Here is a 14,731-nt window from a genome sequence, read left to right on the forward strand (position 1 = left end):
CGATGAACGAACAAGTCAATCTGCAAAATATTCAACGTCAGGCCGGGGTGTGTCTGCGGCGCGTGAGCAAGTCATTCGGCTCGGTTGAAGTGATCCGGGATGTTGATCTGGAAATCGAGGGCGGTGAGTTTGTTGTCTTTGTCGGGCCATCAGGCTGCGGCAAGTCCACCCTTCTGCGGCTGATCGCCGGGCTCGAGGAGGTCTCTAGCGGCGATGTCATGATCGCTGGCAAGGATGTCACCGACGAGGATCCGTCCGACCGCGGCATTGCCATGGTGTTTCAAACCTATGCGCTTTATCCGCACATGTCGGTCGCCCAGAATATGGGCTTTGGATTAAAAGTGGCGGGGCGTCCCAAGGGCGAAGTCGAGCAGAAGGTTCAGCAGGCTGCGGATGTCTTGCAACTGAATGACTATCTGGACCGACGCCCCGGACAGCTCTCGGGAGGGCAGCGGCAGCGTGTTGCAATCGGCAGAGCCATCGTGCGAGATCCAGATGTGTTCCTTTTCGACGAGCCGCTATCTAACCTTGATGCAGAGCTTCGCGTGGACATGCGCATCGAGATTGCCCGCTTGCATCAAAAGCTGGGCAATACGATGATTTATGTGACGCACGACCAGACAGAAGCCATGACGCTGGCGGACAAGATCGTGGTCTTGCGCGCCGGGCGCATCGAACAGGTCGGCTCTCCTTCCAAGCTCTATGACGACCCTGACAATATGTTTGTCGGTGGTTTTATCGGCAGTCCAAAGATGAATTTCCTTGAAGGCATCATGCGTGCCGATGGGGTCGAGGTGGCCGGGGTTGTTCTTGAAACCAAAGACATCAAAACCAGGCCAACCGACGGAACGCCCGTCCATGTGGGCATTCGGCCTGAACATTGGCGACTGGCCAAGAGTGACAAGTCGGCAGTCCCCTTCACGGTCGGTTTCTCGGAGTTTCTTGGTGGCGCGAGTTATCTTTATGGAACCATCGGGAGCAAAAGCTGCACGGTAAATGTCGAACGAGAAGCTATTACCAAACGCGGTGCGGTATTGAACCTGACTGTCGACAAAAACCAGATCTGTTTGTTCGACCAGGATGAGCAACGCATTCGCTGATGCATGTCGAGGCCATTCCCGGATCATGCGGGAGTGGCTTGATGCTTTCCGGTCTGTTTCAGCTTGAGACGCGAGCCGTTTCAAGCCGGTCTGATAACTGGGTGCCTCAAGTTTTCAGGCCGGACCGTCTGATCCCCCCCCCATTGCCCGCCCAAAGACCTTGCCATTGAGAGGAACAACGCTCTTTTCCGACCGCGTGGAATTGTGAGGGATCGTCTTATGGCTTTCGATCAACCACCTGATAGGGAACAAACAAAATGCTTGTTCCCTTGGGTGCCGCTTGAACCTGCAATGACAACATACTGAAAAACTGTGAATCCCGATGACCCCGCTTTTGCCAATTCTCATTTTTGCGGGCGACGCGCTTTGCCAATCGACCGAGATCCATCGGACGACTTGAAGTGATCAGGACCAATGCTTCATGGTTGGACTGGGCACCTTCCAGAGGCATGCTGGTCAGTTCATCAAGACCGAATGGTTTAGAAGGCAGGATGGTTGGCCGTTTCTCATACAGTCTGATTTTATCGCGATGCCGGAATGGGAAAATCCGGATCACGGTGCCATCGGCCTGCCATCCGAAAAGACCAAAATAGAGCGACTTTTCTGACATGACCGATATTTGCAACGGATCACCACTCAGCAGGACCGGCGATTTTATTCGTGCCGTGACATCGTCGTTATGAAACAGCGGCTGGACTTTCATTCGGACCGTTACTTCAACGACATTTTCACCCTTTTCGACTGACACGCTCTCATCATAGGGGAGCCCTTCATTCAGGTAGCCAATGAGGCGCGGTATTTCCTGACTGCGTCGAACAAGCCCGATCTTGGGGGGATCCAAATTGAGTGCGGTACTGATGGCTCGCGCACGGGCCAGCAATTTTGCTGCGGTAAGGGCTTCCTGCTCGACGAGTTCCGCACCGATGACGGCCTTCCCGGTGGCGAGAAATGGTGTGTCAGATGGCTTGAGTTCCTCGGTGTGAACCGGCCTGGAATTCTGCGTGAAAAACGGATTGATTGTCGGGCGCAACAATCCCGGATCAACTTGCGATTTGTCAATTTCAATAAATCGGTTAGTTTGCCTGAACCCATCTCGAATGAGTGCAACTGTTACCGAAATGCCCTTGTCATGAACATCGGCCGACACATCCAGCCCCCAGGGCCCAACTTCAATTTGCCCCTGCACGCCATCGTCAAGCGCCTGAATGCCGGGTTGTTCATATCGCCCTTCCCACATGACACTGAGTTCAGACAATACCAGATTCTTCAGATAGGTGGTGAGCTTGTCCGAGGACTTGAGATTTTCATCTTCGGCCTTCACCGAGAATGGCGTCGAGTAACTATAGTCAGCCCTGTCGAACAGATACTGCGCCAACTCCTTTGAAACAATGTGCATGGCTCTCTGAGGAGAAAATCGATTGAGGTCTTGCACGCTGTCAATCAGCAAATACTGCTCGGAAGCGGAAATGAGTTTGGTCTGTCCATAGGGCGCAGCTTCCAGATTGAATTTCAACCCACCCTGATAGTCATAGGTATTCAATCGAATGACGGTATCTATGCTTTGCTGATCCACAAAGTCAGAAAATGACTGATTGTTGTTCTGAGATTCACGCTGAGCCTGTTTTGTCGACGTTCTGGAAATGACTTCGAATTTCTGTTCGGACTGTTGCGATAAAAACCGCTCGACCAATGACAGGATCCGTTTTCGGTCACTGTCATTTATATAGTCACGATGGGTATCGGACATCTCAACCCCGATCCGGCTCACATCGGACTTTCGAAGATTGTCAACCAGATCAAACACTGCGGCGTCTATGTTGGCTTCAACGATACCAGCACGCGCTGGTTCGATGGCAAGCAATGTACACAGACCAAGAATCGACAAAACAGAAATACGCAATAGTGCAAGCATAACAACCGTACACCAGGCCCCTAAACGGCTGGCGCCATAGCCCTTTTTGAAAAAAGAAATTTAGAGCCGCAACAAGCGGCTCTATGATTTTGCCTTGAGATGCTATTCAAAACCCAAGAAGGTTTACAGCTTTTCTACGATGACTTCGTTGCCAACCATCTTGGTGGTGATCGCGTCATCAACCCGATAACCATTCTGTTCGAGATGTCTCAAAATGTCATCCAGGATCTCACAATTTCCGTATGTCAGATCCACTCTATAGATGCGCAGATTCGGCTGAATCTCTTCGAGATGATGTGCGGAATAGCCCCCGAGGGTCGGCCACATTTTCTCGAAATGAGTCAGGAATTCAGAATTGTTGAACCCCTTCAAGGTCAGTGTAATCGACGTCGCGATGTTACCCGTGCGGCAGGTCGTGACAGACTGAACCGGAACAGGAGGTGGCGTTACCTGAATGGTGACACCCGTCGCAGGTCCGACATTGCGGCAACTGAAAACGAAATCTTGCGTCCCTGCATATCTCAGAACATCCGTGCTTCTGATTTCAACACGCCGGTTCAGAGCATTGGCCTGCTTTGTTTTGACCAGAAGCCCATCCCACAGCTCGCCGAAACTCGTCGTATTGAACAAACAGGAGGGGAAGCCGTAATTCTCAGTCAAATACATCTTCACCGCAGCTGCGCGGCGCGCGGACAGATCCAGATTGTAAGCAGCGCTGCCGACCGCATCGGTAAAGCCAGCAATCAGCAATGTCAGATCCGGATTGGCCCGATAGCTTTGAGCGATCTGGGATGCAAGCACATCAAGATATTGTCTCGCAGGAACAGTCAGTTGCGCACTGCCAAATTCGAAACGGATGTCACGGGAGATAAATCCCGGCAAACGATGGAACAAGCCAATATCACTCAGCAGGCTATGGAGCGGAAGCTGCTGCACAAGGATGGATTGCTTGACAAAGATGTCGAGTTTGCCATCACGGCGGATTTGAACCGAAGATCCGACAGGAGCTGAGAAAACTCGCATCGCGTCGCCTTGATCCAGAAGTTCATAACGCCCTGATTGAGCCGATGCCATGCTGCTCAAGCAACATGCCAATGTGATTAAAAACAGTCTTTTGAATAAATTCATGACACTTGACCTGAATAGAAATGTAGGTGGGCAAAGATATCGGAGCTTCAGCTTGAAGATTTTATCGTTGCAAATGGCGTCAGACTGGCAAATACAACGGACTGACAAGCCACATCCTGAAGAAAAGGGCGACCGGTTGTCCGACGCCCTTCCATTTTCATTTAGTAGGCCAGATTTTCCACCGAGAGTGTTTCATTCACGAGACTGACCGAAATATCCCGATCAATGTCAAACCCGGCACCCATCAACAAAGTCTGGATGCTCTCATCAAGTGGCACGGTCAGATCATGGGTTTCGAAACGATAAATGCGTTCATTTTCGTTTCGCTCTTCGAGCATGAGAGTAGACGTGCCTTCAAAGTCTTCGCGGATAGCGCCGATGATTTTCAGAAGAGCACTTGGCTTGAAGCCCTTGACACGCAGAGTATAGGAATTCAGAAGCCCGACATTTGCAACTGGCTGATCGGCGGCAGGTTTTGCCGTTTTGGAAGCAATGTAGATCTGCAATTCGCGCGACAGAACCTGACCCAGATTTCCAGCCATATCCCTTGCATGCTCACCGGCCTTTTCGCTCATGCAAAGACGGTTGCATTCCATGGGAACGGGGAATCTTGTTTCTGGAATTTCAAAGGCGTCGACATAAGCGCCCGTTTCCAGATCATACAATTCTCCGTCAAGTCGAACACTGACCTGTTTGGCAAAGGCCAGGGTTTCGGAGAAAACGTGAATCCGGAACAGAGCCAAAAAGCGGGACCTGTTATTCATGTTCAAGCTGCGATTGGCCAGCTTGACCGTCTGCAACAATTCAAGCTTTGGACGCCGTTCATTGATAGCGAAGCCCAAATCAGCAGCAATGATTTCTTCATCCATGATATCGAATTGCGCGCGCCGCATGGGACGGCGCAATTCTGCAATGACACGCTTGTAAATGTCATGGTTTCTTCGGATGGTCGCAGGATCGCTATCTTCTCCCATGACAATGATGCGCACCGGCTGAGCCTGTGCAGCGCTCGCTGCAATCGCCACGAAAAGCGTGACGAGAAATGCGTTTAATATTCTTCGCATAAAAAACTCCATTCGTAATCAGATGCAATGGCTTGACTTGACAAAATTGTCACGCAATTTGCCCAACATCAGTAGTAGACAATGACTTGTTCCTGATCGCCCTCGAATGTCGGGGTCTGATCGCGGCGCCAAGACCGGCGAGCACTGCGGTGGACCTGCTTTTCAAGGAAGGCCTCCAGCTCTCCGTTCGATACGCTGCCATCATCATCGCCATCCGCTTGGCCGCCCAGACCGGCAATCAGATATTTGGTAAAGATCCCGTGGCCATCCGATTCATCCCAGCTTGCGATCTGGTCTGCCTGAGCTGCCGCGAAAACATTGATCGAACCGCTCTCTTCTGGTGCATAGGCGGGGATGACAATCGGAGACGCAGCCTGAATGATCATGTCGCCGTTGCCAGCAGCACCGGAGAAGCAGGCATCAATAAACAATGTGACCGACTTGGTGGGCAGTGCCTCCAGGTTGGAATATAGTTTTTCGAGGGAATAGGATGATTGAATTGACGAAGTAGAAATCACGTCGGTTGGAGCAATATAAGCTTGCGCCTGCGCTCCACCATTATCGAGTGACGGAATGCCATGGCCTGAGTAATAGACATAGACGTCTGACTCACCGTCTGGATCGATATAGGACCAAAGCATGCTGCCATCCGGGCTTTCATTGCCAAACGTGTCGACAAGCACGGACAGGGTCGCATTCTCGATATAGATCACGTTGTCTTCAGGAATACCAAGGGTATTGATGAAGGCATATTTCATGGCCAGGGCATCGCGTGTTGCAAATTCGACATTCGGAATGTCTTTGCCGCTATAGTCCTGGTTGCCAATAATCACGGCCACAGCATTGTCATTCTTGATTTTGCCTTTGGCAAAATTGTTGGCGACAATCTCTGGGAAACTGCTGCCGGCATTGCTTATGATCTGCGTATTGGAAGCCGCCGGGACGATGGTTTGAACCGTATTTGTCGGCTGCATTTGATTGGGCACATAGCCTTGCTGGCTGGCCATCACGGTCTGCTGATCGCCCAGCAGCCTCAAGGTCTGATTCGGAGTAAGACTACCGGTTGGGGTCTCACCCAGCTTACCCTGGAACTGGGCAATAGCGATCGAGGTTTGCTGATCGACCTTGCCGTCAACCATACCTACGGAAAAGCCATTTTGGTAAAGGGCATTCTCAACCTGGAAAGGCACTGTGAGCAGCATCTGCTTTTCAACCTGAGTCAACTGACCGGTTGGAGCGAAACCGTTTGCCATCTGGAACTGTCGGATACCAGCCTTTGACTTCTTGCCAAGCGCGCCATCGGCCGTGCCGACATTGAAGCCATAAAGATTGAGTGCCTTCTGAACTTGAATATTCTCTTGGCGCTGCGCCGAATAAGCCGCGCTATTGCTGGTTTTGCGCTTGCTATACGATGTTGTGCGCTTCTTTTGGGTTGTTCTTCCCTTTTGGCTGGCAGCGATAGCGCCCACCACACCGCCGATGATCGCTCCGGCAGCAAATGCACCGGTATTTGAACCAGCCTTTGCACTGTTGGAATGAACAGGAATTGCGATTGCTGTCATCAGCATCAAAGCGCAAACTTTGAGAGAAACCGTTCTGTGCATAACATCCCCCGCGAAAAGAATTCAATATTTGACAAAAGAAAAATTAATCTCTTGCCAGTCTTACACGTTTTACGCATCATTTCGACAACGACAACCAAAGGTCTCCACAGAAATTCTTAGGAAACTTTTCGTCACGTTAATGAATTAGGTTAGTTTATAGCATTGTTTCGGCGATCGGTTTGGCGCTGGAACGTACTAATACACAAAGACACTTTTTTATCGATCTCGTTACTGAACTGACTCTGATACCAATTTGCCTGCAAACATGGTTGTCTATTGAACGCAAATTTGCACCTCTTCGATTTGTCGTCAGATTGATCTATCGTTGTTGTTCATCGATTCCGTTTAACATTTTGAATTTTTGGTTTGACTCATGTTTTTTAGACTCCTTATGGCCACAGCATTCATATGCATTGGAAGTTTTTTTGCGCCCTCCGGATCCGCCAACCAAAATCCAATTGAGATCATCAGAAGTTTTCTCCTGCAAGGCAACTTGCACGAGGGGCTTAACTATGCCCGGCAAATTAATGAAAGCGATTCATCCGATCAATCCGTGGGATTCGGAGGCTCTCTTGATGATAGTTCAAACTTGATCCAGAGCAAAAAGGGATTTGTTTCCTTTACCATTTTTCCGATGCGAGACGGATACACAACAGGCGAAAGGATACAAGTGGACGTACCAGTGCCGACAATCGTTAGCTACGTCACCCGGAGCACCACATTGGATAAGGAAGAGCTGGAAATTCTGGAAACAAGTCTAGAACATGGCAACATATGCAGCCGACAAATTAATGTGGACCTTGATAATTTCTATGTAAAAACTACCAATGGCATTGAAGTCTTGTTTTTGAAGGATGGCGGTGTAAAAGTTTCATTTGCTGGATCCAATTCTGAACCAGACCCAAATAGCGAAGCCGCCTCAGCCAACGACAAGGAACCTGACGAGCAAGACACATATAGTGACGCGTCAACAAACCTGGATATTCCAGATGAGTTCAAATCCGATGACCCTGTGACTAAAAATGGTGCCGAACGGATTGTCGACAGTTACAGAGCATATTTTCAAGACGAAGAAATTCGAACCAATGTCAATCAACAAGTCGGAGAAATGGTCGATCAGGGCATACAAACCATATCCGACACGGCTGGCGATATCTATACAGGTGCGAAGAACCTCATAAAAACGGAAGAAGGAAGAGAGCTGATATCTTCTACCGCAGATGCGACGACGAAAGCCTATAATGCTTTCAATGGCAAATATCTGAAGGCCGCTGTACCCGGCATCGGAACATATTTCTCAGAAGTTGGTCTTGGTGTTCTCAATATGGAAGAGAAAGTCCGGGAGCATATAAACAAATCGTGGGAACCCTTTGACGATTCTTACGAAACTTACGATGAGAATCGTTCACCCCCCAAGACCATTCAAAGCACTGAAAAAGCTCAACCGAAGATAATATACAAATATAGTGGAAACGGAACAACCACATGGCAAGATCAAAATGGAAGAACCGTTGGCCACATCCAAGTTGTCAAATAGAATATCGACCGTTAGTCAAAATCGATCTTTTTCAATGTAAATTTGGCCAAACAGGGACCTTCCTGATTTGATACTACGGTATTTGATTGCGTCATTGACATTGTATCCAATAGTTCACATAATTATGAATGTAGCTCAATTTTCCAACCAATCTGATATTGGAAATTCATAAATGAAACGAGATGAACTGGGCGATCTCATCGCATTTCTTGCCGTTTGTGAAGAAAGAAGTTTTACCAAGGCAGCGGCGCGCCTTGGTACGTCGCAATCTTCCCTTAGCCATACTGTCAAGCGGCTGGAAGAGCGGCTTGATCTACGTCTTCTGACGCGGACCACCCGCAACGTCTCCCCGACGGACGTGGGCGAGAAACTGGCCGCAACTCTGCGGCCCTCTCTGGACAATATCGAGAATGAATTGAGAGGACTGACAGTATTCCGATCAAAACCGGCGGGGCTTGTACGCATCAACAGCTCTCGCAAGGCAGCTCAGGACATTCTCTATCCCAAGCTCGCTCCGATCATGGAAGACTATCCCGACATCCGCATAGAAATCTCGGTTGACCAGAAGTGGACAGACATTGTCGAAGAGCGCTTTGATGCCGGTGTAAGGCTGGGCGAGAGCGTCGAGAAAGACATGATCGCGGTACGGATCAGCCCGGAATTGCGCATGCTGGCGGTTGGAACGCCCGCCTATTTTGAAGAGCATGGGCACCCCGAGACCCCGCATGATCTTACAGAACATATCTGTATCAATATGCGTCTCCCTACGCTGGGCGGGCTCTATCCGTGGGAATTCGAGAAGAACGGCAAGCCGCTCAATGTGCGGGTTGAGGGGCAATTCACATCGAATGATCCCGACATGATCATTCAAGCCTGTCTTGATGGACGCGGATTATGCTGCCTGACAGATCACCATCTGGAACCCTATCTGAAGAGTGGCAAGCTTGTCACGACGCTGGAAGACTGGAGCCCTCCATTTCCCGGCTATTATCTCTATTATCCATCTCGGCGGCAAGCATCCTCGGCCTTTTCTATCGTGGTGGATGCCTTGCGCTGGAAGGCGCGCTAGTGCCCTCTTTGCCAAATATGAACGGCTGGTTGGACCCAGCCGTTTTGCGCGTTGCGTATCCCGTCAGAGAACCTAGCCGAGCGTGGACATGTCGATCACGAAGCGATAGCACACGTCATTGTTTTCAAGACGCTCGAAAGCTTCGTTGATCTGATCGGCGCTGATCAACTCGATGTCTGCAACAATGTCATGCTCGGCGCAAAAGTTGAGCATTTCCTGTGTCTCGGCGATACCACCGATATTGGAGCCAGAGAAGCTGCGACGCCCCTGGACCACATTGAAGGCCCCCACTTCGAGCGGCTCGGACGGAAGCCCCACCAGCACCAGAGAGCCATCTATGGCCAACAGGTTGAGATAGGCATTGATTTCATGCCCGGCAGAGACCGTGTCGATGATGATATCCACCTTGGACGCGAAGGCTTTCATCTGCTCGGGATTGGTCGATAACACCGCCTCATGAGCACCGAGACGTTTGGCATCAACCACTTTGGTGGCAGATGTGGTGAAGACCACCACATGGGCTCCCATCGCTTTGGCGATCTTGATGGCAACATGGCCAAGCCCGCCAATGCCGACGATGCCCACGGTTTTGCCAGCCCCTGCCCCCCAGTGTTTGAGTGGCGAGTAGACCGTAATCCCTGCGCAAAGCAGCGGAGCTGCCGAAGCCAGATCAAGACTATCCGGCATGTGCAAAGTGTATTTTTCCTTGCAGACATAGCTCTGGGAAAAACCGCCATAGGTCATGCTGTCCATATATTTGTCCGGAGAGTTGAAGGATAGGGTCGTTCCCCCTTCCCCTTCGCAAAACTGCTCCAGATCATGGCGGCAGGCATGGCAATGACCGCAGGAATCCACGATACAGCCAACAGCGGCCAGATCGCCAACCTTGAAGGACGTGACCTCACTACCAACAGCAGTCACCCGGCCAACGAATTCATGACCGGGAACCATCGGAAAATGCCCAAGGCCGAAATCGTCATTCACCTGATGCAGATCGGAATGGCAAATGCCGCAATAGAGGATCTGGAACTGAACATCATCCGGTTGCAGGTCTCGCCGGGCGATGTCCATCACTTCCAGAGGTTTCTTTGCTTGTGTCGTACCGACGGCTTTGATGTGTGTAGCCATGATTGGTCCTCTTGGAAAAGGTTTACTCGTTTGTCGCAGGGCGTCAGTCTTCGATCACGAAGGGGAAAGCCTTTCGATCGGAATGCTCAGGATCCGGGCCTCCGCGCTTGCCGGTGTCAAGTGCATCGATGCTGGCGATCTCTTCAGCCGTCAGCGCAAAATCGAAGATGTCGAAATTCTCGATAATGCGGGCCGGACTGACAGATTTCGGTATGATCGAAATGCCAAGTTGCAAGTGCCAGCGTAGCATGATTTGAGCTGGGCTCTTACTGTATTTTTGTGCCAGCGCCGCAATGGCGGGATGGGTCAGAGGGTCTTCCTCGGGCTTGGCATCCTCGCGCCAGTACCGTTGCACGCCGCCAATGGGTGACCATGCCTGCGTGAGGATATCGTGTTTCTTGTGAAAGTCGATCAGCGGTTTCTGCGTAAAGAAGGGATGCAGCTCGACCTGATTGACGGCTGGCGTGACATCCGTTTCTGCCATCAGGCGCTCAATGTGAGCCGGACTGAAATTGCTGACACCAATGGCACGAATGCGGCCTTCAGCCATGAGTTTTTCGGCGGCCTTGTAAGCCCCGACGGTTCGCTCAAATTCAGCCGGTGCGGGCTGATGCAAAAGATAAAGGTCGAGATAGTCGAAGCCGAGTTTCTTCATGGAACGCTCAAAGCCGTGCATCGCGCCGTCATAACTATAGTCGCTGACCCAGAGTTTGGTCTGGATGAAAATGTCACTTCGCGCGATGCCGTTTTCGCGCACGGCTTGAGACACCTGCGCTTCATTGCGATAGGCGGCGGCCGTATCAATCATGCGATATCCGGCGGCCAGAGCTGCCTTGACGGCTCCGACAGTGTCTTCAGGGCTCGAGCGATATACGCCGAGGCCAACGGCTGGCATCGTAACGCCATTGTTCAGCTTTATGGAAGGATTGTAACCTTGCATGGTTGTCTCCCGTGTTTGAGACTATGTTGAAATTTTTCAGGATCAGACCTTGTGAACGCCAAGGCTCTCACCGATTCCGAAGCCCGGTACTGTGGTGCATTTGACGATGAGGTCGGCAACGCTCTTGCGCGACACATAGGCTTGCGGGTTTTTGAACGGCTCACCCTTGCGCGTAGTGCCGTAAGCGATTTCATCGAGATCATTCAGCCATTCAGGGCGGATGATCGTGTAATCGAGATCCGATGCTTCGATGGCCAAGGCTGAATCCCGGTAAGGATCGAGTATACCGGAATATCTCTGTCCCGGAACTTCGTCATAAATGCCCATGGAGCTGACGAAGATCAGCCTTTTGACCTTTGCGTTATGCATGGCGTTGATGATGGTGCGAGCCTGCTCCACCATATCGCCTGACAGATTGGCATAGACACCATCAACCCCGGCCATGGCAGCTTCGAGCTTGACGCCATCCGTAACATCACCATCCACGAGTGAAACCCTTGGTTCATTCGCATATGGCTTGAGACGACTGGCCGCGTTGCGCGCATAGAGCACCAACTGAAGGTTCGTCGTCTCCAGAAAAAGATCTGTGGTGACACGGGCAATTTGTCCCGCAGCACCAAGAATGAGTGTTTTCACCATTAAACCTATCCTATGGGAACATGTTCGGCTCCCTCTGACATCAAAGATAGGCGTCTTATATTTCTTTGATTAGGTGCTAAAACCGGATTGAACTTATACCGGAATTTAATAAATAGCGCTTCGCGCGGTCGGCCGGATGGCTCAGCCATTCATGAATTTTGAATATAGCCGCAAGACTTTTTATGCGTCTTATCAAATTCCCCGGATATGCCGATATTCGCATCAATGGAACACCGCCATCATGCGTGTCCCTTCCCTCCTCCCCGCAGACCCAATCAATGAAATGAAAAGCCTATGAGCACAACAACCAATCAGGAAAGCCGAACCAGGCCGACAGTCGGTCACATCGGCTTCATTACCATCCTCAGTGCCCTGATGGCATTTACGTCTCTGTCGACAGACATTTACCTGCCAGCAATGCCGGTGATGGCAAATGACCTTCATGGCAACGCCGAACTGACTGTCACCGGCTTCCTGATCGGCTTTGCCATCGCGCAGCTTATCTGGGGACCAATCAGTGATCAAATCGGCCGCAAGAAACCACTCTTCATCGGCATGCTGGTTTTTGTTCTGGGATCGGCTGGCTGCGCCATGGCGCAATCGATCGAACAAGTCGTCTTCTGGCGCGTCATACAAGCTTTCGGGGCCTGTACTGGCCCAATGCTGTCGCGGGCCATGATCCGTGATCTTTACGAAAGAACGCGGGCCGCTCAAATGCTCTCGACCCTTGTGATGGTGATGGCCATTGCGCCAATCATCGGCCCGCTTCTGGGTGGTCAGATTGTTCGCTTCAGCTCATGGCATTCCATTTTCTGGCTTCTTTTCGGCATCGGCTTCGTCATGTTCCTGTCGATTTTCAAACTGCCCGAGACATTGCCCAAACATGACGCATCCTCTTCGTCAGTCATGTCAGCCTTACGCAACTATATCGTCTTGATGCGGAACAGGGAATTCATGCGCTATACCCTGTGCGTCACCTTTTACTATGTCAGCGCCTACGGTTTCATAATCGGATCGCCCTTTGTCTATATCGAGTATTTCGGGATCGACTATCAGTATTACGGTTATCTGTTTGGCCTGAACGTCGTCGGCGTTATGGTTATGAGCTACTTCAACCGGTTCCTGCTTTTACGCTATTGCATGGACCATCTGTTGCAGGCATCGGTGGTTCTGTCATTTTGCTCGATGCTCGTTCTTGCCGCTGCTGCTTACTTCGATCTGGCCAGTCTTTCCCTTGTCATCATCACGGTGTTCATTTTCTTTTCCCTGAACGGGATCATTGCAGCAACGGCGACGGCGGCGGCTCTGGATGAAGTCAAGACCGCTGGTTCCGCGTCGGCTCTCATCGGCTCCCTGCAATATGGAGGTGGCATCATTTCCTCGCTTCTTCTCACTGTCTTCCGCGATGGTACCCCTTGGCCCATGGCGTGGATCATGGCTCTGTTTACCTTTGCGTCCATGTCGACGGTGCTATTCAAGAGCCGTCGACAGGATTGAGGCCTTGCGGATACAAAAACGGCAGGACTTGCCTTGCAGGTCCTTTCGTTTCATTTGCAATTTTATGCTCCGGAATTACACGCGCAAAAGGGCCTTGATGGCACGCCGCTCGTCCATGGCCTTGTACCCTTCAGCGACGTCTGCAATCGGTATTTGCAGGTCGAAGACCTTGCCCGGTTCGATCTTTCGATCCAGAACCATCTGCATCAGGTCCGGCAAGAAGCGGCGCACCGGAGCAGGACCACCCATCAAACCGACCTGCGCAAAGAACAGATCCTGACCGTCGATCTTGACGCCATGAGGCACGCCAACAAAACCAACGGTGGAGCCGGGTCGGGCGCAGGCGATTGCCTGTTTCATGGATTGGTCGGTCCCCACACATTCCAGCACGGAATCCGCACCGATCCTTGCGGTGAGTTCCTTGATCTTGGCAATACCTTCATCGCCCCGTTCGGCAACGATGTCGGTTGCGCCAAATTCAAGCGCCAGCTCCTGGCGGGATTTGTGGCGGCTCATGGCGATGATGCGTTCGGCCCCCATCTGTTTTGCAGACATGACCCCCATTAAACCAACCGCACCGTCTCCCACGACGACAACGGTTGAACCGGGCTGAACTCGGGCAGCATCGGCCGCATACCATCCTGTCCCCAAGACATCCGAAGCCGCGAGAAGATGGGGAATGAGGTCTTCAGAAGGCTGCCCATCTGTTTTGACGAGCGTACCGTCGGCCAGTGCGACACGAGCCAACGGCGCTTGCGCACCTGTCATGAATTCCCGTTGTTCGCAGGAAGAATGAAAGCCATGTCCACAGTGCGGGCAGGTATTGTCAGACAGGCAGAATGATCCAACGACAAAATCACCCGGTTTGACCGTTTTAACCGAATCTCCAACTGCTTCAACAACACCGCAATATTCATGGCCCATTGCCATGGGAGCAGAAATGTCATTCAAGCCACGGTAAGGCCAAAGATCGGATCCGCAAACGCACGTCGCTGCGAGGCGAATAATGGCATCTGTCGCATGGATGATCTGAGGTTCGGGGACCTCTTCGTAGCGGACATCACCGGGACCATAGAGCATTGTTCCTAACATTGGTTATCTCCTTGGATTAAG

At 51.2% G+C, this 14,731-nt stretch carries 12 protein-coding genes; 4 read left to right on the forward strand and 8 right to left on the reverse strand.

The window, feature by feature from the left end:
- Positions 1–2 precede the first annotated feature (2 nt).
- A complete protein-coding gene (locus tag ACHZB8_RS07130; protein ID WP_316859567.1) occupies positions 3–1,100 on the forward strand; it encodes a sn-glycerol-3-phosphate ABC transporter ATP-binding protein UgpC in 1,098 nt (365 codons plus the stop codon).
- A gap of 217 nt (positions 1,101–1,317) precedes the next feature.
- Here the strand turns inward: ACHZB8_RS07130 and ACHZB8_RS07135 are convergent, their stop codons facing one another.
- The 4 genes from ACHZB8_RS07135 to ACHZB8_RS07150 all read right to left on the reverse strand — a co-directional run bounded on the left by ACHZB8_RS07135 (position 1,318) and on the right by ACHZB8_RS07150 (position 6,808).
- Complete coding sequence (locus ACHZB8_RS07135) at positions 1,318–3,012, reverse strand: DUF4384 domain-containing protein (protein ID WP_316859568.1); 1,695 nt, start codon at positions 3,010–3,012, stop codon at positions 1,318–1,320.
- Positions 3,013–3,135: 123 nt separating this feature from the next.
- Positions 3,136–4,035, reverse strand: coding sequence for an OmpA family protein (locus ACHZB8_RS07140; protein ID WP_316859569.1), 900 nt, complete (start codon positions 4,033–4,035; stop codon positions 3,136–3,138).
- Between the two features lie 266 nt (positions 4,036–4,301).
- Positions 4,302–5,204, reverse strand: a complete 903-nt coding sequence (locus tag ACHZB8_RS07145; protein ID WP_316859570.1) for a hypothetical protein — start codon at positions 5,202–5,204, stop codon at positions 4,302–4,304.
- A gap of 68 nt (positions 5,205–5,272) precedes the next feature.
- Complete coding sequence (locus ACHZB8_RS07150) at positions 5,273–6,808, reverse strand: peptidoglycan-binding protein (protein ID WP_316859571.1); 1,536 nt, start codon at positions 6,806–6,808, stop codon at positions 5,273–5,275.
- A 391-nt stretch (positions 6,809–7,199) separates the two neighbouring features.
- Here ACHZB8_RS07150 and ACHZB8_RS07155 point away from each other — a divergent pair, with 391 nt between their 5' ends.
- A complete protein-coding gene (locus ACHZB8_RS07155; RefSeq protein ID WP_316859572.1) occupies positions 7,200–8,345 on the forward strand; it encodes a hypothetical protein in 1,146 nt (381 codons plus the stop codon).
- Positions 8,346–8,517: 172 nt separating this feature from the next.
- The gene (locus ACHZB8_RS07160; protein ID WP_316859573.1) at positions 8,518–9,414 is read left to right on the forward strand and encodes a LysR family transcriptional regulator; all 897 of its coding nucleotides are present in this window, start codon (positions 8,518–8,520) and stop codon (positions 9,412–9,414) included.
- Positions 9,415–9,486: 72 nt separating this feature from the next.
- Here ACHZB8_RS07160 and ACHZB8_RS07165 read toward each other — a convergent pair whose 3' ends face one another.
- From ACHZB8_RS07165 to ACHZB8_RS07175, 3 genes are read right to left on the reverse strand one after another with little or no spacing between them, the layout of a single operon-like run.
- Positions 9,487–10,542, reverse strand: a complete 1,056-nt coding sequence (locus tag ACHZB8_RS07165) for an NAD(P)-dependent alcohol dehydrogenase (RefSeq protein WP_316859574.1) — start codon at positions 10,540–10,542, stop codon at positions 9,487–9,489.
- Between the two features lie 43 nt (positions 10,543–10,585).
- Complete coding sequence (locus tag ACHZB8_RS07170; protein WP_316859575.1) at positions 10,586–11,482, reverse strand: aldo/keto reductase; 897 nt, start codon at positions 11,480–11,482, stop codon at positions 10,586–10,588.
- 42 nt (positions 11,483–11,524) lie between these two features.
- Positions 11,525–12,121: an NAD(P)H-binding protein gene (locus ACHZB8_RS07175; protein WP_316859576.1), complete on the reverse strand. Its 597-nt coding sequence runs from the start codon at positions 12,119–12,121 to the stop codon at positions 11,525–11,527.
- Between the two features lie 294 nt (positions 12,122–12,415).
- Here ACHZB8_RS07175 and ACHZB8_RS07180 point away from each other — a divergent pair, with 294 nt between their 5' ends.
- Entirely contained in the window at positions 12,416–13,618 is a 1,203-nt protein-coding gene (locus ACHZB8_RS07180; RefSeq protein ID WP_316859577.1) for a multidrug effflux MFS transporter, read from the forward strand.
- A gap of 75 nt (positions 13,619–13,693) precedes the next feature.
- Here the strand turns inward: ACHZB8_RS07180 and ACHZB8_RS07185 are convergent, their stop codons facing one another.
- On the reverse strand, positions 13,694–14,710 hold the full coding sequence (locus tag ACHZB8_RS07185; RefSeq protein ID WP_316859578.1) for a zinc-dependent alcohol dehydrogenase family protein: 1,017 nt from the start codon (positions 14,708–14,710) through the stop codon (positions 13,694–13,696).
- Positions 14,711–14,731 lie beyond the last annotated feature (21 nt).

This window comes from uncultured Cohaesibacter sp., from assembly GCF_963556055.3.
Taxonomy (GTDB): domain Bacteria; phylum Pseudomonadota; class Alphaproteobacteria; order Rhizobiales; family Cohaesibacteraceae; genus Cohaesibacter.

Coding starts and splice junctions, on each gene's coding strand:
- ACHZB8_RS07130 (WP_316859567.1), top strand. CDS start 3: ATGAACGAACAAGTCAATCTGCAAAATATTCAACGTCAGGCCGGGGTG.
- ACHZB8_RS07135 (WP_316859568.1), bottom strand. CDS start 3,012: ATGCTTGCACTATTGCGTATTTCTGTTTTGTCGATTCTTGGTCTGTGT.
- ACHZB8_RS07140 (WP_316859569.1), bottom strand. CDS start 4,035: ATGCGAGTTTTCTCAGCTCCTGTCGGATCTTCGGTTCAAATCCGCCGT.
- ACHZB8_RS07145 (WP_316859570.1), bottom strand. CDS start 5,204: ATGCGAAGAATATTAAACGCATTTCTCGTCACGCTTTTCGTGGCGATT.
- ACHZB8_RS07150 (WP_316859571.1), bottom strand. CDS start 6,808: ATGCACAGAACGGTTTCTCTCAAAGTTTGCGCTTTGATGCTGATGACA.
- ACHZB8_RS07155 (WP_316859572.1), top strand. CDS start 7,200: ATGGCCACAGCATTCATATGCATTGGAAGTTTTTTTGCGCCCTCCGGA.
- ACHZB8_RS07160 (WP_316859573.1), top strand. CDS start 8,518: ATGAAACGAGATGAACTGGGCGATCTCATCGCATTTCTTGCCGTTTGT.
- ACHZB8_RS07165 (WP_316859574.1), bottom strand. CDS start 10,542: ATGGCTACACACATCAAAGCCGTCGGTACGACACAAGCAAAGAAACCT.
- ACHZB8_RS07170 (WP_316859575.1), bottom strand. CDS start 11,482: ATGCAAGGTTACAATCCTTCCATAAAGCTGAACAATGGCGTTACGATG.
- ACHZB8_RS07175 (WP_316859576.1), bottom strand. CDS start 12,121: ATGGTGAAAACACTCATTCTTGGTGCTGCGGGACAAATTGCCCGTGTC.
- ACHZB8_RS07180 (WP_316859577.1), top strand. CDS start 12,416: ATGAGCACAACAACCAATCAGGAAAGCCGAACCAGGCCGACAGTCGGT.
- ACHZB8_RS07185 (WP_316859578.1), bottom strand. CDS start 14,710: ATGTTAGGAACAATGCTCTATGGTCCCGGTGATGTCCGCTACGAAGAG.